Raw genomic sequence first — 20,322 nt, 5'->3', positions numbered from 1 at the left:
CCATGTCCCATGACTCGAAAGCGTCATCAACTACGACAGCCGGCCAGGCCGACGCAGATTCCCAGGCAGGCAAGCTAGGCCCCGGGGAGGAGCGGGTGCTGCCTTCCTCGGTCAAGCAGACGTCTGTCTACGTCTATGAGGCGCCGTTGCGGCTGTGGCACTGGACCAACGCGGCGGCCATCCTGGTGCTGATCGCCACCGGCTACTTTATCGGCAAGCCGTTGCCGACGGTGTCAGGTGAGGCCAGCGATCACTTCGTGATGGGCTATATCCGCTTTGCCCACTTCACCGCCGGCTACATTCTGGCGATTGGCTTTCTGTTTCGCTTCTACTGGTCGCTGGTCGGCAATCACCACGCCAAGCAGCTGTTTCGTCTGCCGCTGCACCGTCGCGATTGGTGGCGTGAGGTCTGGTTCGAGCTTCGCTGGTATCTGTTTCTGGAGAAGCGTCCGCGCAAGTACGTGGGCCACAACCCGCTTGCGCAGTTGGCGATGTTCATCTTCATTACCCTCGGCACCCTGTTCATGATCGTGACCGGGATGGCGCTCTACGCCGAAGGCGCCCTGCGCGGCAGTTGGCAGGACACGCTGTTCGGCTGGGTCATCCCGCTGGCGGGCCAGAGCCTGGACGTGCATACCCTGCATCGTCTCGGCATGTGGGTGATGATCACCTTCATCATCATCCATGTGTACGTGGCGATACGCGAAGACATCATGTCCCGCCAGAGCATCGTCTCGACCATGATTTCGGGGGAGCGCACCTTCAAGGACGACGATCCGTTGTAGTTCGTTGCAGTTGCTAGCAGTTGCTAGCAGTAGCTCGCTGGCCCTTAAGTTGAAGGGCAGCAGAGCAGAGCAGAGCGCTGGCGCCGGAGGCTTCACCGAGAATATCGGGTGAGGTCTCCGGCGCTTTTTGTTTGGGTTCAGGGAGGGTGGCGAAGCGCGTGCATAGGCCGGTGGGAGAGGTGTCGTGGTCGAGCATTAATCAGGTAATCACGAGTCATTTTTTGAAACGTTGTTGCCCGGTGTTTTATGAGAAAGATTCTCTTTGAGTCGGCGGCTATTGGACTTTTGTAGGGTTATATGCCATGTGGCTGTGCCGAAACGATGGGCATGTTTTTTATTGAAAGGTAGCGGCGTTATTCTGCGGAAATGGTCGAGATTTTTTTCAGGTCATCGTGGATATGTGCATGTAAGTGGCTGCTGTAGTGTGAAAAAACGCTTTCGTATATGCCATGGGTGGCGAAGATGGAAGCGTTTTCGGCAGTTTTTTTGGCGTCCTGTTTTTCAGCATCTTGCTTTTCGGTGCCTTGTTTGTCGTTATCTTGTTTTTCGGCGTCTTTTTTTCGGTGAGCAAGGCGCTTCGTCGCTAGCCTTTGGCTTTGATGCTGCATCTTGATGTTTTTATGGCGAATGCATCCAGGAATCAGACGAAGAGCGAGCCGCTGAAAGAGGCGAAGAGAGAACAAGGAAAGAACGAAGAACGAGATGCAGGATAAAGCCAACTAAAGTAGCGCAGGCAAATATTCGGCGCAGCGAAGGAGCCGGCATGAAGACGGATGATCACGAGGCGACGCCATCGATTCTGGTGCTGGGTATCGGCAATGTGCTGTGGGCCGACGAGGGGTTCGGAGTCCGCGCGGTGGAGGCGCTTCACCAGCGCTATACATTTGCCGAGGCGGTGACCGTGATGGACGGCGGCACCCAGGGACTCTACCTGCTGCCCTACGTGCAGTCCTGCGAGTGCCTGCTGGTCATCGATGCCATCGACTACGGCCTTGCCCCGGGCAGTGTGCATGTGGTGCGCGATGACGCGGTGCCGAGCTTCATGGGTGCCAAGAAGATGTCGCTGCACCAGACCGGCTTTCAGGAGGTGCTGGCGGCGGCGCAGCTGCTCGGCTGGCAGCCACAGAAGGTGATGCTGGTCGGTGTGCAGCCCTCGGTGCTGGACGATTATGGCGGCTCGCTGCGACCGGAGATCGCCGCGCGAATCGATGAGGTGATCCGCCTGGTGGTCGATGAGCTGGCGTCCTGGGGCGCAAGGCCTGAGCTTCGCTCTCAACAGAGCCCCGGACACGGCTCCCAACACAGCCCCGGACACGGCTCTCAACACAGCCCAGAACACGGCTCTCAACACGGGCCCGGACACAGCCCCGATCACCAGGCCCCCATCGCCGAACTGGCGCCTTCGGCGCTCGCCCTTCACCACTACGAAAACCTGCGTCCCTCGCCGCTCGATGCCTGCCGTGTGGGCGATCCGCGCTTTCTGGCGAGGGACCTTGGCCATCCTGGCGAGGCGCACGGCGACCCGTCTCGCGAGGCGGGAAGCGAGCGGGATGGTGTAGCCGACAGCGTTCCAGAGGAGTAGCCGCGATATGTGCATTGGCATTCCCATGCGGGTGCTTGAGGCCAGCGGGACGCTCGCCATCTGTGTCAGCGACGGGGCAGAGGATCGACAAGAGGTCGATATTTCCCTGGTCGAGGCGGTGAGCCCCGGCGATTGGCTGCTGGTATTTCTGGGAGCGGCGCGCCGGGTGCTGGAGGCCGATGAGGCCCTGCGCATCAGCGATGCGTTAAAGGCCATGGCCATGGCGGCCGAGGGAGGGACGGTCGAGACGGGACTGTTTGCAGACCTGGAGCAGGGTGAACCTCGCCTGCCGCCGCATCTGGAGGCGGCGCGCAAGGCGGGTGCCTCCACCGGCTGAGTACGCCACGGGCGACAACGCAAGCGGGTGATCGACAACACAAGCGAGTGAGCGACAAGGGAGTCACGCCAATGACGGGGCCATTGCACCGGCTGATCAATGAACTGGACTATCCCTGCCTCGCCGGGGAGGAACTGGCGGCCTTCGTGACGGGGCCAGGCACACGGGTGCTGTTTCTCAGTGGCGATCCGGCCACCAACCTCGAGACCAACGATGTGGCCGCCATTCTGCCGGAGTTGGTCAAGGCCTTCCCGGGGCGCTTCAAGCCCGCGGTGGTAGATCGCGCGGAAGAAGACGCCACCCGCGAACGCTTTCAGGTGTGGCCGGTGCCTTCACTGCTGTTTTTCCAGGACGGGCGGATGACCGGTGTGATCTCGAAGGTGCGCGACTGGGACGACTACCTGGGCGAGATCCACTCGATTCTGCAAGGGACGTCTGCCAGCGCCAATATCATCGCTCGCGACGGGAGTGTTCGAACATGACCCAGGGATTCATGCCGTCATCGCCGGGTATCGGGCCTGGCAGCCAGCCCGAGGAGGCGGTGCTCGATTACCTGCCGATGCCATCGGGAATGAGCACCTTTCAGCCGAGCTTTCCCGAGGTGGAAGACCCCGAGCGCATCCGGCCGGCGCTGGATGCTCTCAGCGCTCTGGCCGACAGGGCCGCCCAGTGGACGCCGGAGGGCGGCAACCTGGTGGTCGAGCTGCCGTCGCTCGATGCCGAGAATCGCAAGGCGCTGGCCGATGCACTGGGTGAGGGTGAGGTCGCGATCAAGGTGGGTGGCACTGGTACCGGTGCTGGCGCCGTCGAGATTCAGGAGTCGGTCTTCGCCGGTCTGTGGCGGGTGACGTCCCGTGATCTGGATCATGCCGCGGGCAGTGTGCGGGAGCATATCGAGATCGGTGTGGTGCCCCTGGCGGTGGTGCAATGTCGCCAGCAGCGCATCTTCTGCCCGCCGGAGGCCGGCCAGGGTGTGGTCAACGGGCCCTTTATCGTCTCGGAGCTGATCGAGCGCTGCGAGGAGCGCGCCCCAGGTGGCGAGCCTTATGCCATCAACCTGTCGCTGTTGCCCCATACCCCGGAGGATCTGGGCTATCTGGATGAGGCGCTGGGCCGGGGCGAGGTCACCATCCTGTCGCGAGGTTACGGCAACTGTCGTATCGACAGCACCGCCCTCGACCACGTCTGGCGGGTGCGCTACTTCAATTCCCAGGACTCGCTGATTCTGGACGTCATCGAAGTCTCCGATGTGCCCGAGGTGGCCTGCGCGGCGGCCGAAGACATCGCCGATTCGGTGATTCGACTCAAGCAGGTAGTGGAGGCGATGGCGTGACGGCACGATTTGAAGGTTCGTTTCTCGGAGACCTGGCGCGCCTGGATGACGCCGCCCGTCTCGAGTGCAAGATCTGCTGGTACTGCTATGACCCTGCCGTCGGCGACGCCGTCCGGCAGGTCGAGCCGGGGACACCGTTCTCGGCGCTGCCCCAGGACTGGCGTTGCCCCCAGTGCGACGGTGAGCGCAGCCAGTTTATGGTGCTGGATGGTCGGCAGGGCGTCGGGGGGGCGGCCGCCGCACTCGCCACACCCGCCGGGGCAGCGTCGGCAGAGTTGGGCGCCGTCAAGCGACTGGTGGAGACCTTTCGCGAGATCCAGACCACCGGTATGAAGGATTCCCCCTTCAGCAATCTGTCGCTGCACGTCGAGGCGGTGGGGTTTGTCCCCTGGGAGGGCAGGCAGCTGGGTATCCTGGTGGCGCCCTGGCTGATGAATCTGGTGGTGATTCCAGGCCCCGATGACGACGCCCAGCGCCTGCGGCCCGGCGACAAGCGGGTCTACTCCTTTGCCTCCGGCGACTACGAATTCATCTTCAATACCCGGGTGCCGGTGGGCGCCTTCCTGGCCTGTTCGCTGTTTTCCGATATGAGCGAGTTTGCAAGCCAGGCCTACGCCACCGAGGTGGCGCGCGCCGCCATGGAGGCGCTGTTTGATCCTGCCCACCGCGCCGAGACGGATCGCCACGCCGATATCGCCGCGCTGAGCGTGGCCGGGGAGGAGGGTATCGCCGGGGCAGATGCTGACGCTGACGCTGTGGCTAAAAGCACCGCGGCGCCCTCGGCCGACCCCGAACCCCTAGGCAGCGATGGTGAAGCTGGCGTAAGCCAGTGGTCTCCCCCGGCGCCTGGGCTCGAGTCACGGCGAGACTTCCTGACCGGGCGCACGTCGAGCACCGCTGCCGGCACCAAAGCCGCCCCCAGCAGCGGAGCGTCCTTGGATTCTGCGTCAGGCGACGAGGACGAGTCGTCATGATGCCGACGCTGATCATCAGTCACGGCCACGGCCACGGCCACAACCCCGGGGGCGATCCGGGGTTTCGCGTGAGTCAGCGAGGACGGATGCCGACCCAGTGGCTGATCGATCGAAATCGTCACGAGGCGATGACCATGGTGGGGTGTCTGTACAACCTGTGCGCCGCCGCCCAGAGCGCCGCGGCGGCCAAGGCCATGGACCTGCCGCTTGCCCCTGACTGCCACCGTCATATCCAGCTCGAGACCCTGCGCGAGCATGGCCTGGTCATGCTGCGGGACTGGCCGGGGGTGCTGGGCATGGCGATGGACGCCGACTCCCTGAAAGGGCTGGCGGGGCTTTCGCTGACCACGCTGGAGGTACTGGAGGCGCGGGTGTTCGCCGGTCCGGCCGAGCGCGCACTGGAGGATATCGAGGCGTGGCTTGAGCGAGCGCCGAGTCGGCCCGCCGAGGTGCTGCGCCAGGTCGCCCACTGGCCGCGGGAGTTCGGGAGAATCGCCGTGGCGGACGACCCTACCTTTGTGGGGCGCGTGGCCGGTCATGCGTCGCTAGGCGGCGTCATCGCGAGGGATGGTTGGAGTCTGTATGCGCGGATGCTGGCGCGGGTGGTGGAGGTGGCGCAGTTGATAGTTGCGCTGCGCGCCGGCGCTGGCAACTGCACTGCTGGGGATAGCAGCGATGCCGGCAAGCCACGCTGCGGGCGCGCCGCCGATGGCAGTGGCTGGGCCGAGGCCGCCCGGGGACGCCTGGTGCATCGGGTGGCGTGCCGGGACGACCGCGTCGTCGACTACCACATCATCACCCCGACCGACGCCATGCTCGACGGTGCTGTCGGCCCCGATGGCGAGCGGCAACATGGCTTCCTTTCCCGCTTGCTGGAATCCGCCCACGGCCAGGGCGAGTGCCATGGCTACAGTCATGGCCTCAGTGATGGCGACAACCGGGCCCGGCAGCGGGTGGCGATGGCGCTGAGCTGTGCCGATCCCTGTCTGCCGGTGGTGTGGCAGGAGTCGAGTGAAGCGCTGTGCCAGGCGCCTTCGCAGGCGCCATGCCGGAAGGCAGGGCCGCCCAGGGGGAGGTCATCATGCACGAATTGAGCCTGTGTCAGAGCATCGTCGAGCTGATCGAGGAGCAGGCCAGCGTCCAGGCGTTCGAGAAGGTGACCCGGGTGTGTCTCGAGATCGGGGCCTTGTCCTGCGTCGAGCCTGAGGCCCTGGCGTTCGGTTTCGATCTGTCCACCCGTGGCTCCGTCGCCGAAGGGGCGACGCTGGATATCGTCAATATCCCGGCCTCGGCGTGGTGTTTCGGTTGCAATCGCACGGTGGATATTGCCCATCGTGGCGACGATTGCCCCCTGTGTTCCAGCGCCCGTCTGCATGTGACCGGTGGAGAGGAACTTCGCGTCAAGGAACTGGAGGTTGTCTGATGTGTACCGTCTGTGGATGCGCCGAAACCGGTGACCAAGGTCACTCCCATCATCACGAGCATGCGCACGAGCAGGAGCATGCGCACGCTCATTCCCACGCTCACCCTCACGACCACGAGCACACTCATCCCCACCACCACGGTCATTCCCACTCTCATGGTCATGTGCACGAGCACGCCCACGGCCACGCTCATTCCCACGAGCACGCCCACGGCGACTCTCATGACCATGCCCACCCTCATGATCATGCCCAGGTGCATGACCCTGCAGGGCGCGCTGGCGCTGAGCCGCGTCTGGACTGTGGAGCGGGGCCGGCCGGGGTCGAGGTGGCGGGGGTGTCGCAACGCCGTCTGGTGGAGATCGAGACCAACATCCTGGCCCGCAATGACGCCATCGCCGAGGGCAATCGGCGGCGCCTCGAGGCCGACGGTGTGCTGGCGCTGAATCTGGTGTCGAGCCCGGGTTCCGGCAAGACCACGCTGCTGGTGGACACCATCCGTCGGCTCGGTGCCGAGGGAGTGGCGGTGATCGAGGGCGACCAGCAGACCGCCAATGACGCCCGGCGCATTCGCGAGACCGGGGTGCCGGCGTTGCAGGTCAATACCGGCAAGGGCTGTCATCTCGACGCCTCCATGGTGGAACGGGCGCTGCCCCAGGTAAGCCCGCCTGGGCTTGGCCTGTTGTTTGTCGAGAATGTCGGCAATCTGGTGTGTCCGGCGGGCTTCGATCTGGGCGAGGACGCCAAGGTGGTGATCCTGTCGGTGACCGAAGGCGAGGACAAGCCGCTCAAGTACCCGCACATGTTCGCCGCCGCCTCGTTGATGCTGCTGAGCAAGGTCGATCTGGCGCCCCATGTCGACTTCGATATGGACGCCTGCGAAGCCTACGCCCGTCGGATCAATCCCGAGCTCGAGATCCTGCGACTGTCGGCCACCAGCGGCGAGGGCATGGGCGCCTGGCTCGACTGGATCGACGCACGACGTGAGGCGCTCAGACAGCGCGCCTTGAGCCGGGCGCGCCAGCACCTCGCCATGCTCGAACAGCGCTAGGGGTCGCCATGTCCACCTTGGTCGAGGGTCTGCTGTTCGATGGACGGGGCGTCGCAGCCGAGTCGCTGCCGAGCGTACTGGTAATCGGCGCCGCCAGCGAGCGAGCCGACGTGCTCGAGGACATCACGCAAGGGAACCTGGAGTGCCTGCGGGCAACGCATTGGGAAGAGGCCAGGGCGCTGCTGGTATCAGAGTGGATCGGGCTGGTGGTGGTTGAGCTGGCGGACCAGGCGGGGGACGACGCCAGGGACAGGGGACTGTCCCCTGACGGTGGCTGGACCCGGGAGCTGGCCCAGCGCTGGCCCGAGGTGCAGTGTCTGGTGATCGCCGATCATGGGCCCACGTCGCTCGGTGACTGGCCCGAGGCGTTTCACCTGCTTGGTCGCCGCAGTCCGATCGAGGTGCTTGGGCGGACTATCGGCGTTGCCCTGCGCCAGTATCAGCTCGAGCGAGAGTGTCGGCGGCTGCGCGCAGAGCGAGCCCTGTACCAGCCGACCGTTCAGGCGCGGCTGGCGGCCCACCGCCTGCGGATGCGTGAGGCGGGGGGCTTCGAGACGATCATCCGGGCGCCGGGGTCGCCGCTGGAGCCGCTGTGCGACATGGCGGCGCGCATCGCCGGCTTCGACGTGCCGGTCCTGGTGACAGGGGAGAGCGGCACCGGCAAGGAGTTGATGGCCCGGGCGATCCACGCCAGCAGCCTGCGCTCGGAGATGCCTTTCTACGCCCTGGACTGCGGCGCGGTGACCGATGAACTGTTGGAGAGCGAGCTGTTCGGCCACTGCAAGGGGGCCTTCACCGGAGCGAGTTCTAGCCGCGTCGGACTGCTGGAGCGGGCCCACGAGGGCACCCTGCTGCTGGACGAGATCGGTGACACCTCCAGCGCCTTTCAGCTGCGCCTGTTGCGCTTTCTGCAGGAGGGGGAAGTGCGCCCGGTGGGTTCCAACGAGGTGCGTCAGCTGGACGTTCGGGTCATCGCCGCGACCAATCGGGATCTGATGGCCGAGGTGGCGGCGGGACGCTTCCGGGAGGACCTCTACCATCGCCTGACGGTGGCCCCGGTTCAGTTGCCACCGCTGCGCGATCGCGCCTGTGATATCGCGGCCCTGGCCGAGGTGCTGCTGGCGCGGATCGCTTCCCGCCACGGGGTCAGGGTCGGCGGCTTCACCGATGCGGCGATGGCGTGTCTGTGTGCCTATGCCTGGCCCGGCAATGTTCGCGAGCTGGAAAACCAGATCACCCGCATGGTGATGCTGGCGACCGGCGAGAAGCTTGGCGTCGAACTGCTGGCACCGCACCTGCGAACCGATGAATGGCGTCAGACGCCGGTCGAGCGGCGCCAGGACCTGCCTGAGCCGCCGAAAGCGAATACGACAGCCGATCCGGTCGAGGACGACGAGGACGCCGGCACCCTGCGCGAACGGGTCGAGCGCCTGGAGGCGAGCTGCCTGGCCCGGGCGCTCGAGCGTCATGGCGGCAACAAGTCACGTACCGCCAGTGAACTGGGGCTATCGCGCATCGGCCTGAGGGCCAAGCTGCAACGCTACGGGATCGGCGAGGCGGCCGGCGACCCCGAATAGGCCGAGATTCGAATCGGCCCTGAGCAGACCACCATCAGCGTGTCAGCATCGCATCAGCAGATGCGCGGTAGCTGCTCTCCCACCAGCATGTCGACGATGCGCTGGCCGCCGAAGCCGGTGCGCAGCGTCACCCGTCCCGGTTTGCCGTCCAGCGACTGACCGATGATCGCGGCTTGCTTTCCCAGCGGATGCCCGCGCAGGGCGGCCAGGGCCGCCTCGGCCTGAGCCGCGGGCACCGCCGCCACCAGCTTGCCTTCGTTGGCCAGGTACAGAGGGTCCAGCCCCAGTATCTCGCACATCCCCCGGACCTCCTTGCGCAGCGGCAGGGCCAGGTCGTCGAGTTCGATGGCAAGCCTGGAGGCATCGGCCATCTCGTTGAGCACCGTGGCGACGCCGCCCCGGGTGGCGTCACGCAGGCAGCGGGTCTCGGGCGCGGCGGCCAGCAGTGCCTCGATCAGGCCATTGAGGGAGGCGCAGTCGCTCTCAAGGTCGGTGTCCAGCGACAGGTCGCCACGGGCCGCCAGGATGGCGGCACCGTGATCGCCGAGCCAGCCGTTGACGATGATCACGTCGTCGGCCTGGATGCGCTCGATACCGAGCTTACGCTCGGCGGGAATGACGCCGATGCCGGTGGTGGTGATGAAGACGCCGTCGCAGGCCCCGCGTTCGACCACCTTGGTGTCACCGGTGACGATCTCGACGCCGGCCTCGCGGGCCGCAGTAGCCATGGAGCGGGCGATGCGCCTCAGGTCATCGATCGGCAGGCCTTCTTCCAGGATCACCGCGCAGGACAGGTAGCGGGGATGGGCGCCCCCCACGGCCAGGTCGTTGACGGTGCCGCACACCGCCAGCTTGCCGATGTCACCACCGGGAAAGAACAGCGGGTCGACCACGAAGCCATCGGTGGTCATGGCCAGTCGGTCGCCCAGGCATGCCAGCTCGGTCAGTTCCAGCCTCGCCTGGTCCTCGAGTACTTCGGGAAGCGCGGTGAATTCCCTGACGAAGACGTCATCGATCAGGTCCTTCATGGCCTTGCCGCCGCCTCCGTGGGCCTGGGTCACCGCGCGGGCGGCAAGGGTGGGAAGCTGTCGTCGTGTCGTATCGCTCATGATTCGGCCTGGCTTGTGCTGTGGTTCGGGCTATCGACGTTGCCCCCGCCGTATTGATAGTAGGCGGCGCAGGCGCCTTCGCTGGAGACCATCAGCGCGCCCCGGGGTTGATCCGGTGTGCAACGCTTGCCGAACAGCTCGCACTGCCAGGGCTTGAGGTTGCCGGTGAGCACGTCACCACAGCGGCAGTTGTCCGGGTCGGCCACCTGCTGATTGGGCACGGCGAACTTGCGTTCGGCATCGAAGGCACCATAGGCGTCCTTGATCTGGACACCTGACTCGGCGATCGAGCCGAGCCCGCGCCACTCGCAGCTCTCGCGGGGCTCGTAGACCCGATGGAAGGCCTCCAGTGCGGTGAGGTTGCCGTCGCTGGTCACCAGACGCTGGTACTGGTTCTCGACCTCGGCGCGGCCATCGTGGAGCTGGCGAACGACCATCAGCAGCGACTGCAGGATATCCAGGGGCTCGAAGCCGGAGACCACCACCGGGCAGCCGTAACGCTTGGCGATGAAGCGGTAGGGGTCGGTGCCGATGATCATCGACACGTGCCCGGGCCCGAGGAAGCCATCCAGGCGATGGTCAGGATTGTCGAGGATCGCCTGTAACGTCGGGATGATGGTGATGTGGTTGCAGAACACCGAGAAGTTGCCGACCCCTTCGCGCTCGGCCTGGGCGATGGTCAGGGCGGTGGAGGGAATGGTGGTCTCGAAGCCCAGACCAAAGAACACCACTTCCCGATCCGGATGCTTGCGCGCCAGTGCCAGGGCGTCGGTGGGGGAGTAGACGATGCGCACGTCGGCGCCGTCGGCCTTGGCCTGCATCAGGCTCTTGCGTGAGCCGGGAACCCGGATGGCGTCGCCGAAGGTGGCGAGGATCACCTCGGGACGCTCGGCGATGGCGACGCAGTCATCGACGCGACCCATCGGCAGCACGCACACCGGGCAGCCGGGGCCGTGAATCAGCTCCAGTTCCGGTGGCAGCATGGCCTCCAGCCCATAGTGGAAGATCGCGTGGGTGTGGCCGCCACAGACCTCCATGATGCGCACTGGGCCACCGCGCTGCTCGGCCAGGCGGGCGACCAGGGTGGTGATGTGTTCGAGGATCTGCCGGGCGCGGGCGTGATCGCGGAATTCGTCGATGAATTTCATGAAGAGACCTCCTGGTCGCCGGTCAAGGTCAGGGCGTCGAACTCGTGGGTATCGCCCAGTTCGTCCAGCAGTTCGAGGGTGCGCGCCGCAGCCTCGGCGTCGATACGGTTCAGGGCGAAGCCCACATGGACCAGTACCCAGTCGCCCACGCAGTGTTCGGGCGGGTGGTCGTCATCGACGATGCAGGCGATGTTGATCTGGCGTCGGACCCCGCTCACGTCCACCGTGGCGAGCCGCGCGTCGGCGTCATCGAGGGAAATGATCTGTCCTGGAATTCCCAGACACATGGGCGGTCTCCTGTGCGTTATTGGATGCCGTGGTGGCGGTAGTGATAGTGGCAATGGAGGGAACGGTTGTTGTTGTCGAGATCGTCGAGGTTGCCGAGATTGCTGAGGTTGCCGAGGTCGGACTATCCGACGCCTGGTCGGAGGCCAGCGGATGCCGCCGCGCCGCCGCGATCAGCGCCTGGCCCAGGGCGATGCCGCCGTCGTTGGCCGGCACCTGGTGGTGGGTCAGCACCTGAACAGGCAGGGGTGCGAGGCACTTAAGCGTCAGTTCCAGCAGGGTGCGGTTGTGAAAGCAGCCGCCGCTCAGCGCGATGGCCTCGACGTTGCGCGTGCTGGAGAGGCGCCGGGCATTGTCGTTAGAGACTTCGTCGAGTGCGTCGTCCTGCATGTCGCCATCGACGTCGCCCAGCATCTCGCCAACGACCTCGCCAAGCCCCTTGGCCAGTCCCAGATGAAAGCGCGCCGCGATCAGCGTGGCGTCCTTGCCGGCGGCCAGGTCGTCAAACAGCGCCGTCCACATCGGTGCCGGATCGAGGATCCGGTGACCGCCTGGCGCCCTGTGAAGGGAGAAGGGATAGGGCGCAAGGGCGCAAGACGTGCATGACGTAGGCGGCGGAGTCGGTGTCAGCGCGCGGGCGGCCAGGGCTTCCAGTGCCATGGCCGCTTCGCCTTCGTGGTGCTGGTGATCGAAGCACAGCTCCAGGGCGGCGGCGACGGCGTCGAACAGGCGCCCGCAGGAGGAGGCGAGGGGGCTGTTGATCCCGGCCTCGATCATCCCGCTGAGGGTATCGATCGGCTTCTGCTGCAGTCGCTTCAGTACGCCAAGGTTTGGGTGGCGGCGCTTCAGGGCGGCAAGGCCGGGACCGGCGATGAGCTGCGCCAAGAGGTTGCGCCAGGGCTCGCGGGAGGCGGTGCCGGCTCCCGGCATGGCCACGGGGTTGAGCGAACCCAACCGCTGGCAATGGCGATAATCCGCCAGCAGGAACTCACCGCCCCACAGGCCGCCATCCTCGCCAAGGCCCAGGCCGTCCAGGGCGATCCCCAGTACTGGAGCGGCGTCGCGAGGATAGCCGTTGTCGGCCAGACAGGCGGCGATATGGGCGTGGTGATGGCCAATGGCATCGAGTGGCAGGCCGGCGTCGTCGGCCAGTCGCCGAGCCATGTGACGAGCCATGTGACGAGCCATGTCGCTGGTACGGTAGTCCGGGTGAGTGTCGCAGGCCAGCCAGGCGGGATGGTGGTCGTAAAGCGCCAGGAAGTCGTCAAGATTGCGTTCGTAGTCGTCGAGGGTGGCGGCGTCGTCCAGGTCACCCTGATGCGGGGACAGGATCGCGCGCTGGCCATCCACCAGGCAGAAGGTGGCCTTCTGTTGCGGACCCAGGGCAAGCCCCGGCGAGATGTCCTCGAAGCCAGGCGGCAGCGGCAGCGATGCCGGGGCGTAGCCCCTGGCACGACGCAGCATGCGCACCTTGCCGGCGGCCAGCTGTACCAAGCTATCGTCGATACGCCGGGCGATGGCGCGGTCGTGGGTGAGGGCGTGGCTGGCGATCGTCGATAGGCGGCCAGCCAGTTGGCCATCGTCGATCAGCTGGGGCTCCCCGGAGACGTTGCCGCTGGTCATCACGATGGGAAAGGGCAGCCGCTGGCACAGCAGCACGTGCAAGGGGGTCGATGGCAGCATCACGCCGAGCCGGTCGAGTCCCGGGGCCAGGGCCTCGGCGAGTGGCTGACCTGTGGCCTCGTCACGGCGCCGCTCGAGCAGCACGATGGGCGCGGCGGCTGAGCAGAGTGCCTGTTGTTCGAGCTCATCGAGCCGGCAATAACGCCTGACCATCTCCAGGTCTTTTGCCATCAACGCCAGCGGTCGGGTGGGGCGATGCTTGAGTCGTCGCAGGCGCTCGAGGGCCTCGGTGCTGGTGGCGTCGCAGGCAAGCTGGTAGCCGCCGAGTCCCTTGATGGCGAGGATCTGGCCCTGGCGGATCAGCGCGGCGGCTTGGTCGATGGGAGCCTCAATGGCGGGGGTGGTGAGAGCGTCGATGGCGTCTTCGCTCGCCAGCCAGTGCCCGCCGTCCAGCGCCACCAGACGCACCTGGGGCCCGCAGGCCGGACAGGCGATGGGTTCGGCATGAAAGCGACGGTCGCCGGGATCCAGATATTCGGCGCGACAGCACTCGCATAGCGCAAAGTCAGCCATGGTGGTGGCCGCCCGGTCGTAGGGCATGTCACGAATGATCGACAGGCGTGGGCCACAGTGGGTGCAGTTGGTCAGGGCGTAACCGGAGCGTCGCTGGTGCTGGCTCAGTATTTCTTCTGTGCAGGCTGCGCAGATGGCGGCGTCCACGGCGATATCGGTGCGCGTTGCGCCCTCGAGACTATCGACGATGGTGAAGCCGACTCGGTGCAGCGGTGCCAGGCCCGAGCGAACCTCGATGTCGGTGATCTGTGCCAGTGGGGGCGGGTCGCGCTTGAGTTGTTCGATCAGGCTCTCGAGGCGTTCACTGGGGCCGGTTGCCCGGATCAGCACGCCTTCACCGTCGTTGAGCACCTCACCGACCAGCGCTAGCCGCTTGGCCAGTTGCCATACCGTCGGACGAAACCCCACACCCTGCACACAGCCGCGGACGCGGATTTCTACCGTGGTCTCTGGGGTGCATGGCGGTGTCGTGGGGGGGGGAATGGTCATGACGTCCAGCGGTGAAGAAAAGATCTGCCTGACTATTTCATAGCTATCGCAGGCCAAACTTGAGCTGTGACAACCTTCTACGACCACCATACCCCTCCCCCGGGGAGCCTCCGCGGCGCTTCTGTGCTGGTGTGAGCGGATGTGCCGCTTTCCTGACCCATCGTCAGATTGCCCTGGCGCCGCATTGCCGACTTGGCATTGGACGAGTACTGTATAAAATAACAGTATTCGGTATGTTGGCGTCCGCCCGGTAAGGCCAGGGCGTGGTCTAGAAACATGGACCTGAAACCTGGACCAGAAACCTAGGCCGGGCTGGTGTATCTAGCGGGCCAGGGGCGCAGCTCAGCAGCGAACGCCAGCAGAGAACGCCAGCAGAGAACGCCAGTTCAGCAGGCCAGTTGAGCGGGACAGGAGCGGGAGAGGAGCGATGAAGGCAGCAGACAACCAGGCCCGTGACAGCGCATGCGATGACCTCTCGCGCTTGATGCAGCGAGGCAGCGTCTGGCGGGCGCGGCGACAGTGGCACCGTGATCAGCCAGAGGGCGACACGAAGCGCGGGATCTCCACCGGGGTCGAGGCCCTGGACGAGGTGCTCGGCGGTGGCTGGCCCCGGGGAGAACTGCTGGAACTGCTGCTGGATCGAGCGGGTTGCGGCGAGATTCGTCTATTGCTTCCGCTGATGCACCGCTGCGAGCGGGTGGTGTGGTTTGACCCACCCTGGCAGCCTCATGCGGCGGCCCTGGCGGCGGCGGGCCTGGATCTGTCGCGCCTAGTCATCGTGCGTACCCGCCATCCCAGGCAGCGGCTGTGGGCCATGGAGCAGGCATTGAAGAGCGGCTGCTGCGATCTGGTGCTGGGCTGGTTCGCCGCGGTGCAGGGGCAATGGCTGCGGCGGCTGCAGCTCGCCGTGGCGTCAGGGGGCGGCCATGGCGCGCTGATTCGACCGGCCGACTTCGCCAAGCAAGGGTCAGTGGCCCCCTGGCGACTGCGGCTGTCGGCTCCTGACCAGAGCAGCGGTGACGAGACGGCGCCCTTGTCGAGGCGCATCAAGGTCCATGCCTTCAAGCGCAAGGGGGCCATGCCAGCCAGGGCCATCGATATCACCCTGGCCGACTCTAGGCTGTCGCCCCCGTGCCCGCGGCCGACTTCGCTACCGTGCGCCCCCAGTGGGGAACGTCGATCCCGCCCCGTGTTGCTCGTCTCCGAGCGCAAGGGTGCGGGGCGATCATGAAGGGGCTGTGGCTATGCCTTCACTGTCCGCAGCTTGGGCTGGAGGTGCTGAGCGCCGGCGATGACGGACCTCTCGCGCTGCTGTGCGAGGACGGGGAGAGTATCGCGCTTGCCTCGGCCAGGGCCTGGCAGGCCGGTGTGCGGCCGGGCATGACGATCAGTGCGGTACTTTGTCTGGAGCCAGGACTCCGGCTGTTGACGCCGGACCCTGATGCCAGCCGACGTCGTCTCGAAGGGCTGGCGCTGTGGTGTGCCCGCTTCAGCGCCCGGGTCAGTCTCGAGCCGACGGGGGAGAACGCCGCGTCCTGGGGGGTGGTGATGGAGATCGCCTCGATGCTCGACTACTTCGGTGGACTCGAGGGACTGTGGCGGCGCTTGCACGAAGAATTGGCGACCCTGGAGCTTGAGGTGTCCAGCGCCACCGGGCATACCCCGCTGGCCGCCTGCCTGCTGGCCCGGACGGGGGGCTATTGTGGTCAGGGCGAGGCTGAGCATATGGCCAGGCTCGGCAGGCTTCGCCTCGACCGGCTGGGGCTGTCCGCACGCCAGCAGTCGCGCCTCAAGGGACTCGGGTTTACGCACCTCAACGACCTGCTTGTGCTGCCGCTGGCCTCGCTGGCCTCGCGCCTGGGGACAGACCTGCGGCGCTACCTTCAGCGCTTGACCGGCGAGGTCGCCGATCCCCCGCCGGTATTCGCGCCGCCGCCTCGCTTCGATCGTGAGCGGGAGCTGGTCCATGAGATCGAGCTGGCCGCCGGCATCGTGTTTCCCCTGCGGCGCCTGCTGGCGGAGCTCGAGGGCTTTCTCAAGGTGCGTTGCGTCAAGGCATTGTCGTTGACCTTGACCCTGTATCACCGGGAAGGGGCCCAGCACCTGAGCGTGGGGCACGCCGGGGGCGAGCAGGCGGCGGAGGCCTGGCTCGAGCTGTGCCGGCTGCGCCTGGAATCAGTGGTACTCGAAGCACCGGTGTTGCGCCTGCGCCTGGAGGTCAGCGAGGTAGCTAGCCTGCAAGAGGTGGCAACGGACCTGTTTCAGGCGGCGCCGCCCAGAGACACCCCCGAGGCACTGTTCAGCCGGTTGCGTTCTCGTCTCGGTGATGGCGCCGTGTTGCAGCCCATGGCGCTGGAGGATCATCGCCCCGAACGGGCCTCCCGCTTGGTAGCGCAGCCGGGGACCGCCCGCAGGCCACTGCCTGAAACCCGGACCGCCAACCATCCGGCCTGGCTGCTGGAACACCCCGAGCCGCTGATGCCGGCGACCCTCGAGCGTCTGGTCTGGGTCGCCGGGCCCGAGCGACTGGCCAGCGGCTGGTGGGACCAGGCCCCGGCGCGGCGTGACTATCACGTGGCCTGCTGGCCGGACGGTCGCCACGGCTGGGTCTTTCGCGACGCCGAGTCGCAATGGTGGTTGCATGGCTGGTTCGGTTGAGCGTGTCGGCGAGCCACCTGACGCTGCCGAAGTCGCCCCGGGCCCTGGCTACGCTGAGCTACATTGCCTGTCCAACTTCACCTTTCTCAAGGGCGCGTCTCACCCCCATGAGCTGGTCGCCCGCGCCGCTGAGCTTGGCTATCGCGCCCTGGCGATCACCGACGAGTGCTCGGTGGCCGGCATCGTGCGCGCCTGGGAGGCTGCCCGAGACCACCGGATCGCGCTGATCATCGGTGCCGAGTTTCGCCTGGCCGACGAGGTCGTGGCCGTGCTGGCCGAGAACCGCAGCGGCTACGCCAGCCTGTGCCGGCTGATTACCCTGGGCCGTCGCCGTGCGCCCAAGGGCAGCTATCGTCTCGACTGGGAGGACCTGGAGGCGCTCGAGGACTGTCTGCTGCTGTACCTGCCGGGCAACGACGACGCCCGGACTCGGGAGAGAATGGACGGGCTGAAGCAACGCTTCGACGGGCGCTGCTGGGTGATGGTCCAGCGCCACTTCCAGGCAACCGAGGAGGAGCGATTGACAAGGCGGATGAGGCTGGCCAGCGCCGCAGGCCTGCCGCTGGTCGCCAGCGGTGGCGTCCTGATGCACCAGCCGAGCCGCAAGCGATTGCAGGATGTACTGACCGCCCTTCGGCATCGCACCAGCGTGCAACGCGCCGGTTTTCTGCTCGAGCCCAACGCCGAGCGCTGCCTGCGCCCCCTGTCGCGGCTGGCGCAGTGTTTTGCGCCTGCGCTGCTTGAACAAAGCCTGCGTATCGCCGAGCGCTGTCGCTTCGACCCCGGTGAGCTGCGCTACGAGTACCCCGAGGAACTGGTCCCCGACGGCCATACGCCGTCGTCCTGGCTGGCGCACAAGGTGCGCCAGGGGGAGCGGCTGCGCTTCCCGGAGGGTACGCCTTCGGATATCGCCGAGCAGATCGCCCGCGAGCTTGAGCTGATCGCCAGTATGGCCTACGAGCCGTTCTTTCTGACCATCGAGGACATCGTCGCCTTCGCCCGCCGCCAGGGCATCCTGTGTCAGGGGCGGGGCTCGGCGGCCAATTCGGTGGTCTGTTACTGCCTGTTCATCACCGAGGTGGACCCGCGTCAGGTGCAGCTGCTGTTCGAACGCTTTATTTCCGAGGAGCGCGACGAGCCGCCGGATATCGACGTGGACTTCGAGCACGAGCGCCGCGAGGAGGTGATCCAGTACATCTATCGGCGCTACGGCCGCGAGCGGGCCGGGCTTGCCGCCACCGTGATCAGCTACCGCCCCAGAAGTGCACTGAAGGACGTGGGGCGGGCGCTGGGGCTGCAACCGGGCTATCTGGCCTGGCTCGCCAGTCGGCTGGATCGACGCGAGGGCGAGGGCGCCTGGCTCGAGGCGCTCAAGCAGACGGTGGGGGAGACGGTAGGCGCGGGAGGTGAAGAGGGCGCCTCCACCGCCGTCCCGGAACTGCTGCGTCATCTGGTCGAACTGGTGGAGCAGCTATTGGGCTTTCCCCGACACCTGTCTCAGCACGTGGGGGGCTTCGTGATCTCGCGCGGGCCGCTGCACGAGCTGGTGCCGGTGGAGAACGCCGCGATGGAAGGGCGCACCCTGATCCAGTGGAACAAGGACGACCTGGAGAGTCTGGGGCTGCTCAAGGTCGACGTGCTGGCGCTGGGTATGCTGACCGCCATTCGCAAGACCCTGGCGCTGCTGTCAGACGGAGGCGAACACAGGGACGACGACAGGCGCTGCTACGAGAGCACGGGCGAGGGCGACGACGATGGCGAGGGCGATGGCGAGCATCAGGCCATGGCGATGTCCCGGGTGCCCCGGGATGATCCTGAGGTGTACGCCATGCTCAGTCGCGGGGACAGCGTCGGCGTCTTCCAGGTGGAGAGCCGTGCCCAGATGAACATGCTGCCGCGCTTGAAGCCCCGCAACTACTACGACCTGGTGATCGAGATCGCCATCGTTCGTCCGGGGCCGATCCAGGGTGACATGGTGCATCCCTACCTGCGGCGTCGCGACGGCATCGAGGAGGTCAGCTACCCCAGCGACGAGGTCAGGGGCGTGCTCGAGCGGACCCTGGGGGTGCCGATCTTCCAGGAGCAGGTGATCAAGCTGGCCATGGTGGCGGCGGGCTACTCCGGTGGCGAGGCCGACCAGTTGCGGCGGGCCATGGCGGCCTGGCGACGGGCCGGTACCATCGCCGAACACCAGCAGCGGCTGACCGCCGGGCTGCGTGCCAGGGGCTACAGCGACGAGTTTGCCAACGCCATCTGTCGCCAGATCGAGGGCTTTGGCCAGTACGGCTTCCCCGAGTCCCACGCGGCTAGCTTCGCCCACCTGGTGTACGTCTCGGCCTGGCTCAAGTGCCACCATCCCGCGGCCTTCTGCTGCGGCCTGCTCAATAGCCAGCCGATGGGCTTCTATAGCCCGTCACAGCTCGTGCAGGATGCCCGCCGTCACGGCGTCGAGGTGCGTCCGGTGGATCTCAATGCCAGCCACTGGGACGCCACCCTGGAGCCGGACGGTGCCTTGCGACTGGGCTTTCGCCTGGTCAAGGGGCTGGGGCGTGGTGCCATCGACTGCCTGCTGGCGAGGCGTCCGGCCAACGGCTATGCCAGCGTCGCCGAGGCCAGGCGTCGCGCGCCGATGTCGGCCCGCGAGTGGGAAGCGCTGGCGGCGGCCGGGGCGCTGTCGAGCCTCGGCGGCCATCGCTACCAGGCACGTTGGAATCTGCTGGCGCCGGATCCGGCGCTGGCGCTGGGCGAGACCGATATCCTCGACGACACCACCCCAGAGCTGGCGCCCCCCAGCGAGCAAGCCGACCTCGAGGAGGACTTTCGCCATCTGGGGCTTAGCCTTGCCCGCCATCCCATGGCGTTGCTGCGCGAGCAGGCTGCCATGGGGCGGCAAGGACTGGCGCGTTGCCTCAAGGCCACTGAGCTTGCCGAGCTGGACCACGGCCATCTGGTCCAGGTAGCGGGGCTGGTGACCACCCGCCAGCGGCCGGGCACCGCCTCCGGGGTCACCTTCGTGACCCTGGAAGACGAGACCGGCAACGTCAACGTGGTGGTGTGGCAGGACACCGCCAAGGCCCAGCGCCAGGCGCTGTTGAACGCTCGGCTGTTGAAGGTCACCGGCCATCTGGAGCGCGAGGGCAGCGTGATCCATGTGATCGCCGGACGGCTCGAGGACTTGAGCGGCTTGTGGGCCGAACTCGGCGTGCCCTCGCGGGATTTCCGCTAGGGCTTGTCTGAAAAGTGCCTGCGCTCGGTAATACGGCGTTAAAAATCGGATCAAAATGCTCATTTACACCCCGTAAACTGCGCTTTCTCACCGATTTTTGCCTTGTCTAACCTTCGCTCGTCGACTTTTCGGACAGCGCCTAGGTCTTTCC

18 protein-coding genes are annotated in these 20,322 nt (G+C 66.2%); 13 read left to right on the top strand and 5 right to left on the bottom strand.

What is annotated here, in order from left to right:
• Positions 1-2: 2 nt before the first annotated feature.
• A complete protein-coding gene (gene cybH, locus NFG57_RS13010; RefSeq protein WP_348814487.1) occupies positions 3-785 on the top strand; it encodes a Ni/Fe-hydrogenase, b-type cytochrome subunit in 783 nt (260 codons plus the stop codon).
• Positions 786-1,138: 353 nt separating this feature from the next.
• Here cybH and NFG57_RS13005 read toward each other — a convergent pair whose 3' ends face one another.
• Positions 1,139-1,393: a hypothetical protein gene (locus NFG57_RS13005; RefSeq protein ID WP_348814486.1), complete on the bottom strand. Its 255-nt coding sequence runs from the start codon at positions 1,391-1,393 to the stop codon at positions 1,139-1,141.
• A gap of 155 nt (positions 1,394-1,548) precedes the next feature.
• Between NFG57_RS13005 and NFG57_RS13000 the strand changes: the two genes are divergently transcribed.
• The 9 genes from NFG57_RS13000 (at position 1,549) to NFG57_RS12960 (ending at position 9,060) form a co-directional block, all read left to right on the top strand.
• Complete coding sequence (locus NFG57_RS13000; protein WP_348814485.1) at positions 1,549-2,367, top strand: HyaD/HybD family hydrogenase maturation endopeptidase; 819 nt, start codon at positions 1,549-1,551, stop codon at positions 2,365-2,367.
• A 7-nt stretch (positions 2,368-2,374) separates the two neighbouring features.
• Positions 2,375-2,704 (top strand): HypC/HybG/HupF family hydrogenase formation chaperone, encoded by a 330-nt coding sequence (gene hypC, locus NFG57_RS12995; protein ID WP_348814484.1) that lies wholly within the window; start codon positions 2,375-2,377, stop codon positions 2,702-2,704.
• A 71-nt stretch (positions 2,705-2,775) separates the two neighbouring features.
• Positions 2,776-3,186, top strand: a complete 411-nt coding sequence (locus NFG57_RS12990) for a hypothetical protein (RefSeq protein WP_348814483.1) — start codon at positions 2,776-2,778, stop codon at positions 3,184-3,186.
• On the top strand, positions 3,183-4,037 hold the full coding sequence (locus NFG57_RS12985) for a hydrogenase expression/formation protein (protein ID WP_348814482.1): 855 nt from the start codon (positions 3,183-3,185) through the stop codon (positions 4,035-4,037). The genes NFG57_RS12990 and NFG57_RS12985 overlap by 4 nt, the downstream gene beginning before the upstream one ends.
• Complete coding sequence (gene hybE / locus NFG57_RS12980; protein WP_348814481.1) at positions 4,034-5,011, top strand: [NiFe]-hydrogenase assembly chaperone HybE; 978 nt, start codon at positions 4,034-4,036, stop codon at positions 5,009-5,011. Before NFG57_RS12985 ends, hybE begins: the two co-directional genes overlap by 4 nt.
• Positions 5,008-6,105: a hypothetical protein gene (locus NFG57_RS12975; protein ID WP_348814480.1), complete on the top strand. Its 1,098-nt coding sequence runs from the start codon at positions 5,008-5,010 to the stop codon at positions 6,103-6,105. Before hybE ends, NFG57_RS12975 begins: the two co-directional genes overlap by 4 nt.
• Entirely contained in the window at positions 6,093-6,434 is a 342-nt protein-coding gene (gene hypA / locus NFG57_RS12970) for a hydrogenase maturation nickel metallochaperone HypA (RefSeq protein ID WP_348814479.1), read from the top strand. The genes NFG57_RS12975 and hypA overlap by 13 nt, the downstream gene beginning before the upstream one ends.
• On the top strand, positions 6,434-7,483 hold the full coding sequence (hypB, locus tag NFG57_RS12965) for a hydrogenase nickel incorporation protein HypB (protein WP_348814478.1): 1,050 nt from the start codon (positions 6,434-6,436) through the stop codon (positions 7,481-7,483). The genes hypA and hypB overlap by 1 nt, the downstream gene beginning before the upstream one ends.
• Positions 7,484-7,491: 8 nt before the next feature.
• Positions 7,492-9,060 carry a sigma-54 dependent transcriptional regulator gene (locus NFG57_RS12960; RefSeq protein WP_348814477.1) on the top strand — a complete coding sequence of 523 codons (1,569 nt, stop codon included), beginning with the start codon at positions 7,492-7,494 and terminating at the stop codon, positions 9,058-9,060.
• 53 nt (positions 9,061-9,113) lie between these two features.
• Here NFG57_RS12960 and hypE read toward each other — a convergent pair whose 3' ends face one another.
• The 4 genes from hypE to hypF are packed head-to-tail and all read right to left on the bottom strand — an operon-like array spanning position 9,114 to position 14,287.
• Complete coding sequence (gene hypE / locus NFG57_RS12955) at positions 9,114-10,169, bottom strand: hydrogenase expression/formation protein HypE (protein ID WP_348814476.1); 1,056 nt, start codon at positions 10,167-10,169, stop codon at positions 9,114-9,116.
• Positions 10,166-11,317: a hydrogenase formation protein HypD gene (hypD, locus tag NFG57_RS12950; RefSeq protein WP_348814475.1), complete on the bottom strand. Its 1,152-nt coding sequence runs from the start codon at positions 11,315-11,317 to the stop codon at positions 10,166-10,168. Before hypD ends, hypE begins: the two co-directional genes overlap by 4 nt.
• Positions 11,314-11,604, bottom strand: a complete 291-nt coding sequence (locus NFG57_RS12945; protein ID WP_108132925.1) for a HypC/HybG/HupF family hydrogenase formation chaperone — start codon at positions 11,602-11,604, stop codon at positions 11,314-11,316. The genes hypD and NFG57_RS12945 overlap by 4 nt, the downstream gene beginning before the upstream one ends.
• On the bottom strand, positions 11,564-14,287 hold the full coding sequence (hypF, locus tag NFG57_RS12940) for a carbamoyltransferase HypF (RefSeq protein ID WP_348814474.1): 2,724 nt from the start codon (positions 14,285-14,287) through the stop codon (positions 11,564-11,566). Before hypF ends, NFG57_RS12945 begins: the two co-directional genes overlap by 41 nt.
• Positions 14,288-14,714: 427 nt before the next feature.
• Here hypF and imuA point away from each other — a divergent pair, with 427 nt between their 5' ends.
• The 3 genes from imuA to NFG57_RS12925 are packed head-to-tail and all read left to right on the top strand — an operon-like array spanning position 14,715 to position 20,171.
• Positions 14,715-15,518 (top strand): translesion DNA synthesis-associated protein ImuA, encoded by an 804-nt coding sequence (gene imuA / locus NFG57_RS12935; RefSeq protein WP_348814473.1) that lies wholly within the window; start codon positions 14,715-14,717, stop codon positions 15,516-15,518.
• Positions 15,515-16,945: a DNA polymerase Y family protein gene (locus NFG57_RS12930; protein ID WP_348814472.1), complete on the top strand. Its 1,431-nt coding sequence runs from the start codon at positions 15,515-15,517 to the stop codon at positions 16,943-16,945. Before imuA ends, NFG57_RS12930 begins: the two co-directional genes overlap by 4 nt.
• Positions 16,929-20,171: an error-prone DNA polymerase gene (locus NFG57_RS12925; protein ID WP_348814471.1), complete on the top strand. Its 3,243-nt coding sequence runs from the start codon at positions 16,929-16,931 to the stop codon at positions 20,169-20,171. Before NFG57_RS12930 ends, NFG57_RS12925 begins: the two co-directional genes overlap by 17 nt.
• Positions 20,172-20,322 lie beyond the last annotated feature (151 nt).

The sequence above is a fragment of the Halomonas sp. H10-59 genome, from assembly GCF_040070555.1.
Classification (GTDB): Bacteria; Pseudomonadota; Gammaproteobacteria; order Pseudomonadales; family Halomonadaceae; genus Halomonas; species Halomonas litopenaei.
Note: the sequence above shows the minus strand (reverse complement) of the source record. Positions and strands in the feature narration are given on the sequence as shown.